At 66.5% G+C, this 13,476-nt stretch carries 9 protein-coding genes; all 9 read left to right on the forward strand.

Going from position 1 to position 13,476, the window contains the following annotated elements; genetic code table 11:
• The first annotated feature begins 272 nt into the window (after positions 1 to 272).
• The 9 genes from C5B91_RS09355 to C5B91_RS09395 all read left to right on the forward strand — a co-directional run bounded on the left by C5B91_RS09355 (position 273) and on the right by C5B91_RS09395 (position 13,156).
• Positions 273 to 473, forward strand: a complete 201-nt coding sequence (locus C5B91_RS09355; protein ID WP_008095956.1) for a hypothetical protein — start codon at positions 273 to 275, stop codon at positions 471 to 473.
• Positions 474 to 731: 258 nt separating this feature from the next.
• Positions 732 to 1,535, forward strand: coding sequence for a DUF502 domain-containing protein (locus C5B91_RS09360; protein ID WP_008095955.1), 804 nt, complete (start codon positions 732 to 734; stop codon positions 1,533 to 1,535).
• A 171-nt stretch (positions 1,536 to 1,706) separates the two neighbouring features.
• Positions 1,707 to 2,084, forward strand: coding sequence for a hypothetical protein (locus C5B91_RS09365; protein ID WP_233517258.1), 378 nt, complete (start codon positions 1,707 to 1,709; stop codon positions 2,082 to 2,084).
• A gap of 342 nt (positions 2,085 to 2,426) precedes the next feature.
• A complete protein-coding gene (locus tag C5B91_RS09370) occupies positions 2,427 to 3,407 on the forward strand; it encodes a CARDB domain-containing protein (protein WP_233514231.1) in 981 nt (326 codons plus the stop codon).
• A 189-nt stretch (positions 3,408 to 3,596) separates the two neighbouring features.
• Positions 3,597 to 6,569 carry an ABC transporter permease gene (locus C5B91_RS09375; RefSeq protein WP_115819620.1) on the forward strand — a complete coding sequence of 991 codons (2,973 nt, stop codon included), beginning with the start codon at positions 3,597 to 3,599 and terminating at the stop codon, positions 6,567 to 6,569.
• The gene (locus tag C5B91_RS09380) at positions 6,562 to 8,226 is read left to right on the forward strand and encodes a hypothetical protein (RefSeq protein ID WP_233514229.1); all 1,665 of its coding nucleotides are present in this window, start codon (positions 6,562 to 6,564) and stop codon (positions 8,224 to 8,226) included. Before C5B91_RS09375 ends, C5B91_RS09380 begins: the two co-directional genes overlap by 8 nt.
• 49 nt (positions 8,227 to 8,275) lie before the next feature.
• Positions 8,276 to 8,956: an ABC transporter ATP-binding protein gene (locus C5B91_RS09385; RefSeq protein WP_008095945.1), complete on the forward strand. Its 681-nt coding sequence runs from the start codon at positions 8,276 to 8,278 to the stop codon at positions 8,954 to 8,956.
• Between the two features lie 15 nt (positions 8,957 to 8,971).
• On the forward strand, positions 8,972 to 11,965 hold the full coding sequence (locus C5B91_RS09390) for an FtsX-like permease family protein (protein WP_115819619.1): 2,994 nt from the start codon (positions 8,972 to 8,974) through the stop codon (positions 11,963 to 11,965).
• A gap of 54 nt (positions 11,966 to 12,019) precedes the next feature.
• Entirely contained in the window at positions 12,020 to 13,156 is a 1,137-nt protein-coding gene (locus C5B91_RS09395) for a hypothetical protein (protein WP_008095943.1), read from the forward strand.
• Positions 13,157 to 13,476: the final 320 nt, after the last annotated feature.

Below are 13,476 nucleotides of genomic sequence, written 5' to 3' on the forward strand. Positions count from 1 at the left end.
CGAGCGGGAGGCTCGACGACCGGGACGTGCTGACCGACGCGAGGCTCGACGAGTGGCGACGCCAACGACTCGGGAGCGAGTCAAACGCTCCGTCGGGCCTCGCCTCGGACTCCCCCGGCTCCTGTCTCGTCGGTACCGCTTCGGCCAGTTCGAAGGAGATTGGGAGAAAAAGTGAACAATCAACCCGACAATACCACTATATAGCTACATTTCAATAGCGTATCTCCGAAACGTCGAAAGAACTATATCGTTAACCGTGCGTTAGTGAAACGATGGCACAAGCACTCGAGGTCGCCCCGCACGTGATCACGGAGGGGTCGACCATCCGGCATTCGACGCTGTGTACGGAACAGACGGTGGTGGAAATCGAAGACGAGACCGTCCGGACGATGTACGACGACGAGGAGTTCGTCTACCCGCGCGAGCAGCTCGCGGTCGACCTCTCGGTCGGTCGGTTCGAAGTCGTCTCCTGACCCCGCCTTCGGGACGGCACGGGCCACCGTCTCGGCTTCCGTCGTCGCTCACGGTTCCCGCGAATCCATCCGGCCCGCTTCGGTCCCCGTTTTCGTCGTTCTACGCGACTCGCCCGTCGCCTCCCGACTCGCGAGCGACCCCGCCGCAGCGCGTCTCGAAAATCCAGACGGTTCGACTGCCGACACTATTTTCACGGCCCACATGAATCTCCCGCCGTGTCCTCCGCAGACCCTCCGCGCTCGCCGGGAACGCTCGCCGTGAGCGCCAAAGAGACCGGCCAATCCCTGTACGAACGGGCGTACAACACGCTGTTGACGGGCGTGGCGATCATGATCCCCATCGTCATCACGCTGTACGTCCTGCGCGTCGGTATCGACTTCGTCAGAAACGCCCTCGAACCGTTCATCGACCTGCTTCGTTGGGCGGGCATCATCAGCCGCTTCGAGAGCGTCGAATTCATCACGCTCCTCATCGACCTCGGTATCTACTCGTTCGTCGTCGACTTCTTCACCGAACTGGTCGCCCTGCTCGTCCTCTTCGCCATCGTCGCGGTCGTGGGGACCGTCGGCCGCAACCAGTACGGCGAGAAAATCATCGGCGTATTCGACCTCGTCATCTCCTCGATTCCGGGTATCGGCACGGTGTACAAGAGCTTCCGCCGCATGGGCGACGTGGTCCTCGACGAGGGGGCCGACGAGTTCCAGGACGTGAAACTCGTCCAGTGTTTCGACGACGACGTGTACGTGCTCGGCTTCCAGACGGGCGGTTCCCCGGCGACCATCGAACAGTCGACCGGCCATAAAGAGATGGTCTCGATGTTTCTCCCGCTCGCGCCGAACCCCGTCACCGGTGGCCTGCTCACCTACATCCCCGCCGACGACGTGTACGACATCGACATGACCGTCGAGGAGGGCGTCCGGAGCATCCTCACGAGCGGCGTCGCGACCGACGAGGATTCGGGCGCGCTCGGGGTGAACATGTCCGAACTCCGCGGCACGGAGCGGTTACAGGACATCCGCGAGTCGATGATTACGAGGGAGCGAAAAGAAAACCGGGACTGACCGGGCGTCTCTCCCGGGACCGTTGGCGGGTGGCTGTCCACCGCGGTGACCGCGTGTGTTGTCCCCGACGCCACCTTCCGTTCCGATGACAGACCGCTCGCCTCCCACCCCAAATCTGTCAGCGTATCTAATGTTTATATGTCTGCTCTGCGAAGTGTGGTGTGATAGCTCATGGCACCGCCACCACGGGTTCTCGTCTACGGACCACCGCCAGAGCGTGCCTGGCATCCGCGGAGCGACGTCGAAATCCGATACGTGACGGAGACCGAAGCGCTTCGCCGGCTCGCGGCGTCGAAAGACCCGACAGTCGTCGTCTGTCTCCACGCACCACCGTCTTACCGCGGCGGAGTCGCCACGCGCGTTACCCGACGCGTCGACGATTCCCAACCGGTCGTCGTCACCGGCTGGGAGACCGCTCGTTCGCCCAGACTCGCGCCGGTCGATTCTGACCTCGTGAAGACGGTCGGCCTCCCGGACGACGAACCGCTCCCGGAAGCGCTGTTCGACGTCGTCGACAAGGTCGGTGCGCGACTCGCAGTCCACGCGTGACGCGGCAATCGCTCGCTCCGTTCAGCGACCGCTGAGTAGCGCGAGTTCGAACCGACAGACGGTGGTGGCAACCCTTCGACCGACCGTAACAATTAGCATGGTTGATTCTTCTTGTCATATCGTGAACGTCGGAGTAATCACGTGTTCACACGGCGATTCACGGCAGTACGACGCGTGAGGGGCTGCTGCCGACCGCTCCCAGGGATGCGGGTTCGATCAATCCACGCCGTGGGTGAACCGTGATGGTTCGACGGACAAACCGACAACAACCATGAGCTCTTCGAACACGCCCGGTTCAACGCGAGTCGTCTGGACAGCGTCCACCCGCTTGGGGGGGACGATATGACACTGAAAACGCGACACAGTTGCCTTTTGTTGCTGATTCTCGCGGTCGCCGTCGCCCCGGGGGTGACTGCGGCGGCGGGGTCGACTGACGTCGCACTCGAACCGACGGGGCAGACGGTTACGAACGGCGAGGCGGCGACGTTCGACGTGGTCGTGACGAACGCCTCCGGCGGCGTCGGCGCGGCCAATATCTCGTTCTCGGTCGCCAACGACACCGCGGCTATCACGCAGGTCGCGTTCAGCCACAACGCGGCGGAGGTCACGACGACGTACGCGAGTGACAACAGTTCCGCGACGCTCACCGGCTACGGGCTCGATACGAACCAGACCGGCCAGGTGGTCGTCGCCACCGTCACTGTCGAAGGGAACGCGACGAGCACGGCCGAAACCACGGTCACGCCCGAGGTCAACGCGCTGGGCGACGAGGACGGCAACGACTACACGGTCGGTGAGGAACAGTCCGCACAACTCGAGATAACGACCTCCTCGTCTGGCGGCGGCGGTGACGGCGACGACGGGGACGACAGCGACAGCGGCGGTGGCTCCGGTGACGGCGGCGACGGCGACACGGCGTCGACGACCGTCACGAACTTCTCCGTCGCGACGACCGACGTCGAAACCGGCGAGAGCGTCGAAGCCACGGCGACCGTCCTGAACGACGGCGACGTGACGACGAACGCGACGGTCAACCTCACGGTCGACGGCACGGTTCGAACGACGAAGACCGTCGCCGACCTCGAACCCGGCACCGAGTCGGCCGTCGTGTTCCTCCCGGTGTTCGAGCAGGCGGGAACGTACAACCTCACTGTCGGCGGCGAGTCTGTGGCGGTCACGGTCGCCGAGCCGACCACGACCCCCGACCCGGTGACGACCGAGACGCCGACGGAGACGGAGAGCCAAGCGCCAGGGTTCGGCGTGTTGTCGGCGCTCGTCTCGCTGGTCGCGCTCGTCGGTGCGGCGCGTCTGCGGGCTCAGTAACTCGCGTTCGACTCGCTCGCTTCCCGAGTGAGCGGTCGGGAGTCGAAGCGTCGACGCGAACCGATTTTCGAGTTCGACAGCGCGCTCCCGAGCTTCGGAGTCTCCGTGAGCACGCCGTTTGACCGGGGTGTCAGCGGAACCACACACACTTAATGTGAGCGCTCGCGAGTCTCGCGATAGAGAACACTAATGGGCTACCGTCGAGCGCTTTCGTTCAGTTGGGAGACGCGCGACACACTCGCCGTGCTCGTTATCGCCCTCACCGTCTCTTTTCTCGTCGGTGCCGCCATTCTCGGCGTCTCGCTCGGCCAGCAGACGACGACCATCTCCGACGAGTTCGGGACGAGCTATCACGTCGAGCGCGTTGACTCCCCGTCGAGTGTCGCGGACGCGAGCGGGTCCGACCCCGAAGTCCGACTCGTCTTCGTTGGGGCGACCGTCGACGGGAGGCCCGCGACGGTTGTCGGCGTCCCGCCGGGCGTCTCAGAACTCACCGTCCGGGGGCAAACAATCGACTTCCCCCGTCCGGACCCCGGAACGCTCGCCGTCGTCGGCGGACCGCCCGCCGGCGAGACCGTCTCGCTCGCAACGGACGAGACGGCGACGTCGGTCACGGTTACGGACCGCTCTGGCCATCAGGTCCTCCGAGACGGCTGGTATCTCACCCGCGCCGAGACGCTTTCAGCGTTCGAGGCGACCGAGGTGGTCACCATCGAGCAGACCGACGGCGCACCGGCGACGCCGCTGTTGTCGGCGCTCCAGTTTTTCGTCCGCGGGACCGACCAACTGGTCCGCCTACTCCAACTCGCAACGCTCGCGAGCGGCATCCTCGTCGGGGTGACGACGTACAGCGTCATCCGACTCACGGTCAAGGAGCGACGGCCGGATATCGCCGTGCTCCGTTCGACGGGCGCGACGCCGCGGCAAATCGTCGGCGTGTACACCCTCCGCGCCATCACGCTCGCGGCCGTCGGACTGGCGCTCGGATACAGCATCGGCGTCATCCTCGTCCGGGCGGTTCTGAACGCGGCGGTTTACGCCGGGCTTCCAACCTCGCTCGCGCTCGCGCTCACGCCGGCGGTCGTCCAACTGCTCGGACTGGCGACGGCCGTGCTGCTCGTCGCCGGCGTCGTCGCCGGCCTGACAGCGTCGTACCCAGAAGCGACGAAACCGCTGGACCGGCTGTCGTCGCCGGGTCAGCCGACCGCCGACGACTCGCGGTCGCCGTTCACGCGACTGTTCGAGACGCGACTGCTCGGGTGGGAGGCGACCGTGCCCACCGTCGCGACGCTGAGCGTGTTCATGGGCGTGGTGCTGTTGCTGTCGGCCGTCATCGGCGCGGTCGGCCCGCTGTCGGGCGTCGGCCAGCAGACGATTACCGAACCGGACGCACCGCACCCCATCGCCAGTAACGTCCCGGAGTCGTACGCGTCCGCGCTCCGCAGTCAGGGCGTCGCGGTCAGTCCGGAGATTCTCCTCTTCGAGGTGTACCGCAGTACGCCGTTCGTCGCGCGGGGGGTGAACTACTCCGCGTACGAGTCGTTGGCGCACACGGCGCTGACGACGGGACGGGAACCGACCGGCGACGACGAGGCGCTCATCGGGGCAAGTCTCGCCGAGGCGACTGGCCTCGCGGTCGGCGACACGCTCGTTCTCGGGGGCAGCACGACGCCCGGCATCACGCGAATCGAAATCGTCGGGCAGTTCGCGGGTACCGGCGTCCAAGACGACCAACTCCTCGTCTCGCTCGATACCGCTCGTCACCTCACGACGACTGGGCGAGACGGGGTTCAGTTCATCAGAACCAGCGGCCTCGCCAGCGGAGACGCGAACACGTCGACAATCGTGGTGACGGACGCGACAGTCACCCGTCGAGATGGGCAGTTCGGCGTCGCTATCGAAGCAACGAACCTCGGGCTGAGCGACGCCTCGCGGTCCGTCTCGGTCACGCTCGGAGACGCGACGGCGGAGGCCTCCTTGTCCGTGCCCAGTCGCCGGTCGAAGACGACGTTCGTCGCGTTCGAGACACCTCCCGCGGGGACCGTCTCCCTCTCCGTGGCCGACGTAACGAAGTCGGTGACGGTCGACGAGCGAGGCCGCGTCGTCGAGTCGCTCGGCGTGAGCGTTCCCGCGTCGATACCTGTCGGGGGCGCGCCGCGAATCAGCGTCTCGCGGGGCGGCGAGCCGGTCGCAAACGCGACGATTTCGGTCGATGGCCAGCGCCGAACGACGGACGCGAGCGGGACGACTCGCGTCCGATTCAACGAGACGGGGACGTACGTCGTGTCCGCGCGTGCCGGTTCCCAACAGCGTAACACGACGGTGACCGTCTCCGAGGACGCGACTCGTCGGCCGGTCCAGACGCTCTCTCTCTCGCCACAGACGCCGACGCTGTTCACGTCACCGACGGTGACGGCGCGGCTCACCAACCCGTGGACACAGCGACTGAACACGACCGTGACTATTCGGGGTTCGGGGAGGGACGTCGAACGAGCCGTCTCGCTCGCGCCGGGCGGGAGCCGTCGCGTCTCGGCGACTCTCCCACAGCGCCCGGCCGGAGCGTACACCATCTCGTCGCAGGTCGGTGCGAGCGAACCGGCCACGCTCACGTATCGCGTCCGCGGCGACGAGCGGTTGGCGACCGCGCTCGCGGGGAGCGGTCGCTACACGAGCGGTGGCGGCATCGCGCAGGCGATTCAGCTCGTCTTCGGGAACCTCGAAGTGCTCCTCGCCGCGGTCGTCGCGCTGGTGAGCCTCATGACCGTCGGGAGCACGACCGCGGCGTTCACGCGGAGCACCTACGGCGTTCGGAAGACCATCGGCGTGTACCGCGCGACCGGGGCGCGTCGGACCGACATCCTCCGGCTCGTCCTCTTCGACACGCTCAAAGTCGGCCTCGTCGCTTCGGCTGTCGCGTTCGTCATCGCCACCGCGGCCGTGACGGCGCTGCTGTCGGTCGGCGAACTCCGCGTGTTCGGCGTGGCGCTCACGCCGGCGTTCTCGCCCGGTGTCATCGCCGGGATGGTGTTCGCGGGCCTCGGGCTCGCGGTCACGAGCGCCTGTCTCGCGACGGGCTATCTGTTGCTTCAGGACCCCGCGGCACTCTTAGTGGATAGACATATACCGACGCCCGAGGGAGAGGGTAGTATCACCAATGAGTAACGGACGCCGCCGCGGATTCGTGATTCTCATCGCGGGTGTCGCCCTCGCGTTCGCCCTCCGTGCTCTCCCGCTTTATTGGAGCGGCCTTCCATCGACGCTCGACGGATTCGACTACGCGTGGTTAGCGAAGACGACCACGGAGACGGGGTCGATTCCGCTCACCCAGCGCGCTGACAACCTCGTGTTCAGCACGTACCTGAGCGTCGTGTCGCTGGTCACCGACGCCGTTCCCGTCCGTGCGATTCAGCCGCTCGCGACCGTCGTCGGCGGGGTTATCTGTTTCGTCGGCGGCGTCGTCGCTCGCCGCGTGCTCCGCGACAGCGGGTCGAGCGACGGGACCGCCACCGCGGTCGGTGCGGTGACGGCGACGCTCCTCGCCGTCCAAGGGTTGTTCCTCCGTCGGACCACGGTTCCCGACGAGGAAATTCTCGGCATCCTCCTCGTGATTACGCTCGCGTTCTGCCTGCACCTCGCGTTACGGAGTCGGCTTCGGCGGTGGTGGCTCGTCGTCGGGCTCTTGCTCGTCGTGTTCCCGATGACCCACACGTTTTCGACGTTTATCGCCGCGCTCGTCGTGACCGCGCTCGTCGTGCGCCACGTCTCCGTTCGACTGTCGCTCCGTTCGGTGCTCGGCCCGGGCGCGCTCGCGGTCGCTTTCTGGGCGTACATGTTCTCGTACTACCGCTTCGCCGAGTCGTCGACGACGCTCAGCGTTCCGTACGTGAACCGGGTCATGGCCTATCCCGGGCTCTTTCTCGCGTGGCTCATCCTTCTCGCCATCGGCATCGTGTGGGTCCAACAGACCGGTCGGCGGGTCAAACAGGTCTCGTACCTCGCCGTCGTCGGGTCGTTCTTCGGAATCGTCGGACTCAACGCCGTCTCACCGATATTCCCGGGGACGACCCAGACGCCGCCGCTCATCTTGGGGCTCGTCGCGATTCTCGGCGTGTTCGCGGTGACCGCCGCCTTCGGACTCGAACTGTTCGAGTCGTACCGCGGCGGCGCGATACCGACGGCGATGTTCCTCGCGCCGGTCACCATCATCGGGTTCGGACTCACCGCGTCGCTCACGCCCGAGTACTACGACACGGTCATGCGCGCGCAGACGTTCCTGCACGTCCCGGCGGCGATGCTCGTCGGAGTCGTTCTCGTGCGCCTCCTACAAGGTGTCTCGCGGGCGACCGCCGGGCGCACGCTTCGGCTCGCGCTCGTCGCGCTCGTACTCGTCTCGACGCTCGCGACCGCGCCGCTCGCGTACCTCACGATGGACACCGCGACCGTCCCGACCACGACGTACGAGTCCGAGTTCGAGGGCGTCCGATTTGCCTCCACACACACCGACGCGCCGTGGGTGAGCGACCACTCGCTGACGCGGGTCGGAGCGCATTACTTCAAGGCGCAGGTCGGCTACAGCGCCGTCGCGAACTGGCTCTCCGGCGGGCCGAGCCCGGACTGTCTCGTCATCTCACAGCGCTCGTGGACGACGACCGGTGCGCACCTCTTCCCGAACGCACCGGAGACCGTCTCGGCGACTGCGTACGCCGAGTGGACCGCGACGCGGAACGTCGTCTACGCCAACACCGGGAACGACCCCGTGGTGGTGTCTCGACCGGTCGGGAACGCGACGTGTGCGGTCGCGACGAACCGAACGGTCTGACCGAGCACCCATACACTATACATACGTGAAGCATGAAGGGAGCATATCGATGACGGGCCCCGTACTGCGCGGCGATTCGCTCACCGTCGAACGCGGTGACTCCACCATTCTCGCGGACGTCTCCATCACCGTCGAGCCTGACACGTCCCTCCTCATTCAAGGCCCGAGCGGTGCCGGGAAGACGACGCTGTTCAACGTCCTCGGACTGCTCAGTACCCCGACCAGCGGCTCGCTCTACGTCCACGGCGACGACACGAGCGCGCTCCCCGAACGAAAACGCGCCGTGTTACGTCGGGACGCGCTCGGGTTCGTGTTCCAGGACTTCCAGCTTATCCCGGACCTGACCGCGTGGGATAACGCCGCGCTGCCGCAGGACCACACCCGGAGCCGAGACGAGGCGTGGCTCGACACGCTGTTCGACGCCCTCGACATCTTGGACCTCAAAGACCAGTATCCGGCGACGCTCAGCGGTGGGGAGAAACAGCGCGTCGCCATCGCCCGCGCCCTCGCGAACCGACCGGACGTCGTCTTCGCCGACGAGCCGACGGGGCAACTCGACCCCGAAACCGCAGCGCGCGTCCTCGACCTCCTGTTCCGCGTCAAGGACCAGACGGACACCGCGCTCGTCGTTATCAGTCACGACCCCACGCTGTCCGACCAGTTCGAAGAGACGCACGTGCTGATAGACGGCTCGCTCCGCCGGAAACCGGACGAGTTCATCCGTCAATGAACCTCCTCGGATAACATGCGCTATGCGACAGCGCTCCTCTCGAGGTGGTCGCGCCGCGAGTGGCTGAGCATCGCGGTCGTCGCCGTCACGACGGCGTTTCTCCTCGGTTCCGCGCTGTTGTTGCTCACGGCGGCCACCTACACCGGCACCCTCAGTTCCGACCTCTCGAGTTCGGCGACGGTCACCTACGAGCAGTCGTACGACGACGCCGTTGCGGCCGCGTCCGCCGACGAGGTCGTCATCGCGGTCACGACCGTCTCGCTCCCCGACGGCGAGACGCATCGCGTCGTCGGGATACCGCCGGACGCGCCGCGAACGATTTCGGGCGCGTCGGTCTCGTGGCAAGCCGCGACGCTTCCGAGACCGCCGAAAGACGGTGTCTCGGCCCCGGTATCGACGGTCCATCGGGTGGCGCTAGCCGGGCCTGACAACACCGTTTCGACGTCCGTCTCGCCGCACCGCGTCGACGAGACGCTGTTTCCCGAGTCGTGGTACGTCGCCGACACCGACACCGTCCAGCGGTTGGGGACCAGTGGTGCCTTGGTGTTCGACACCGGGAGTTCGAACGCTCCGTCGTCACCGACGACCGTCCCGCTCATCGCGGCGCTCCCGTTTCTGGCGGGCGGTATCACGCAGGTCGTCCGGACGCTCTCGGTCGCCGCGTTCGCCGGCGGGCTGTTGATTCTCGTCGTCGTGTACAACGTGACGAAGATGTCGATTCGGGACCGGACCCGTCTCATCGGCGTCGCCCGCGCGACCGGGGCGTCGCCGCAGCGCATCCTCTCGATTATCCTCGGGCGCGTGCTGTCGCTCACGTTCGTCGGCGTCGCGTTGGGATACGCCCTCGGCGTAATCGTGACCAACGGCGTCGTCAACGCCGCGACGTACGTGGGCCTCCCGGTGTCGATTCAGACGAACGTGACCGCGGATATCGCGTTTTCGCTCATCGGCATCGCCGGGTTCCTCCTCGTGATGGGGCTGCTCGCTGGGGTCCTCGCGGCGCTTCCGGTCGTCCGCGGCGACCCGAGGTTCGACCAAACGCACCGGGCCACCAGTCGATGGCCACAGCCGATTCGCCGATTCCAAGCGGTCGCCTCGCCGACGCTCGTCGATTGGCGGGCCTTCACCCCGACGGCGGCGACGCTCGCCGTCTTCATGCTCATCATCCTGCTGACGGGGTCGATTGGCGGCGCGCTCGCTCCGCTCGCCACAACGTCGAGCGGCACCGTCGTCGAGAGCGGTGCCGCACACCCCCTCAACAGCCGCATCGACGAGAACTACGCGACGGTCCTCCGCTCGTACGGTATCACGGCAAGTCCGGAGGTCATCTACGCGCAGACCCGAGGCCGGGCGCCGTACCTCGTCCGCGGGGCGAACTACACCGCGTTTAGCTCGGTTACCGACGCGTCGTTAGTCGCGGGGACGGCCCCACAGCGCGCCGACGAGGCCGTCGTCGGGACCGACCTCGCGCGGACGCTCGGACTCGAGGTCGGAGAGACGGTGACGCTCGGGGGGAGCGTCACGCCCGGCGTCAGACGCGTCACAATCGTCGGGACGTTCACCGGAAGCGGCGTGACGAACGACCAGCTCGTCGTCCCGCTCGAGACGACACAGCCGCTGGCGACGGGTCCCGGAACGGTCCACCTGATTCGGACGAGAAACGCCTCGTCGAGGCTCGCGTCCCTGCAGAACCGCTCGTCGGGACTGCTCGTGACGAGCCTCTCCGGACCGTCAGAGGTCCGGACGAACGCGACGTATCGCTTCGGCGCGACGGTTCGAAACCTCGGGTCCACCACCGCGAGTGAAACGGTTACGGTCCGCGCGGGGAACCGAACGCTCGAACGAGATGTGACGCTCGGGAGCGACGAATCGACTCGAATCTCGTTCGAGACGAGCTTCCAGACCGCGGGGACGTACGAACTCGCGACCGACGGCGTCACGCGCTCGGTGACGGTGTACCGGCCGAACACGCTTCAGCTCCCGTCCGAGTATCCGACTCGAGCGCCGCCCGGTTCCACCCTCGTCGTGCCGGCGACGACGCCGAACGAGTCCGTGGTCTCCGGCGTGACCGTCACGCTCGACGGCCGGAGTGCGACGACCGACGCCCGCGGCGGCGTGCCCATCCGCGTTCCCGAAGAGCCGGGCATGTACACGCTCCGGCTCTCGAAAGACGGCTACGTGGCCGAAGAACACACGCTCACCGTGGAACGCGGCGCGCCGCAGCGCCTCGGCGGGCGGCTGACGGTCTCACCGTCGACCGGATCGCGACTCACGAATCCGACGGTGACCGCACGCGTCGCCAACCCGTGGGGTCGCTTCCTCGTCCGCAACCTCACCCTCGTTTCGCCGGGTGGGACACAGACGCGGACCGTCGAACTGACCGCCGGAAACGTCTCGGAGATCGAACTGTCGGCGTCCGAGGTCGGGCTCGGTGACGACCCGCCGCCGGGGTCGTACGACCTCCGACTGGTCGTCGACGGGACGGTCATCTCGACGGCGACCTACCGCGTCACCGGCGACGAGCGCGTCGCGGCGACGCTCAGCAGTCGCGGCGAGTACACCGAGGGGACCGGTATCGGACGGGCCATCGAGAACGTCTTCGGGAACGTGCAGTTGCTGTTCGTCGTGCTCGTGTCGCTCGCCGGGTTGAGCACCATCGGCGGTACGACCGCGACGTTCGCGCAGGCGGTGCACGCCAACCGTCGCGTCATCGGCATCTACCGCGCGACCGGCGCGAGCAGGCGACGTGTTCTCGCCCTCCTCGCGGCCGACGCCGTCCGTCTCGCGATTCCCGCGGCGGTCCTCTCGTTCGGCCTCGCGGCGGCGCTCCTGTGGGTGCTCGCGCGGGTCGACGTGCTCGTGGTCTTCGGGATTCGACTCGCCGTCCCCGTTACCCCGTTGCTGGTCGGCGTGTCCGCCCTCGGCGCGGTCTGCCTCGCGGTCTGTAGCGCCGTCATCGCGGCGACGCCGTTCGTTCGGTTCGACGTCGGGCGGTTGCTCCACCGCTGATTGTTCGACTCGTCATGAAAATGCACTTACCCCAGACGGGTGTAGGGAGCGCATATGCACTCGTCCCGTGCCCTCCTCTTGGCGCTCGTGTTGGTGTGTTCGACGGTCGCTCCGTTGACGGCCGCACAGAGCGCCGACTACGACGTCGACATCGACGACGACCTCGATATCCCCGACCGAACGATTTCGACGCAGTGGGGAGACCAGACCATCGAAGCCATCGGCAGCGCGTCCGAGGATGGGACGGTCTCCGTTTCGGCCGACGGACCGTCCGGTGACTCGTACTCCATCCGCGTCGTCGACAGTCAACAGCGACTCCGCGACAACCAATACGTCGACGGCGGCGGCTCCGCGTCGGCGTCGTTCTCGCTCGACCGCTACGACCCAGGTACGTACGCAATCGCGCTCACGAACGGAACTGACACCGTCTACGCGGTCGAACCGTTCGTCATCAACGGGTTCGACGTCGAACAGACCGCGGCGGACCGCGTCGAAGCGGACGACGAACTCCTCGTGGAAGTGAACCTCTCCAAGGTCAGCAACGACGTTGAGTCGCCGCCGGCCGGTGTCGAAGTCGTACTCGGGAACGAGTCGACCTCCGTCCGCACGACCGCGACCCAACAGACGGGACTGAACTACACGGCGAGAGTCGATGTCGGGTCGCTCTCGACGGGCGACTATCGCCTCTATTCGGCTGCCCAGACCGGCGACGAGGTGTTCGGTGAGCCCGAGCTCGTCGCGGTGAGCGGAACCCAGTCGGTGAGTGTCGTCGAGGAGGGGTCGCTCCAGGACTCGGATTCGACGGACGAATCCGACGACACGACGACCGAAGAGCCGACCGAGACCGACACGACGACCGAAACCAACGAGTCGACCACATCCAACACGACGGCAGGGTCCTCCGGTGGAAGTTCGGCGGAGACGACTGACTCGCCGACGCCCACGGGTGACGCAGACGACGCAGACGACGGGAACGATGCGGACGAGGCCGACCAGTCGTCTTCGACGACGGAACCCACCGGCTCGACCGGAACAGAGAGTTCGACGCAGACCGCAACACCGACGACGTCGAGACAATCCGCGACAGATACCACGACCGAAACCGCCGCGCCGCTCTGGGGCCCGGTCGGGATTGCGCTGGTCTGTGTCGTCGGTCTCGTCGGCGTCAGTCTCCTCCGTCGGCGGTCGTAATCGAGACGGTCGGTATCTCTCCTCACGCGTTTCGCTTTCGGACGTACTGAGCCACGCTGGTCGCGCGTCCCACACGCCCCGGTGAGTAGACGAGCATTCCGACTCGTCTTCTCCCCAGTATGGTGAGTCACCGTCAAGGGCAACGCCAAGCGTGCCACAACAGTGGCTCACACCCGCGACTGATGCCGTGCGTTAGGCTCTGTTGGAGTCCTCAGAATTTGACACGTACGGCGTGATACAGACAGCGGGTGAGTTCAGCAGATGACTATCGATGGAAACAGCCGTTTGTGGGACTCAAGTTCTCTACACTGAGCGCGGAT

This window comes from Haloferax sp. Atlit-10N (assembly GCF_003586325.1).
Classification (GTDB): Archaea; Halobacteriota; Halobacteria; order Halobacteriales; family Haloferacaceae; genus Haloferax; species Haloferax prahovense.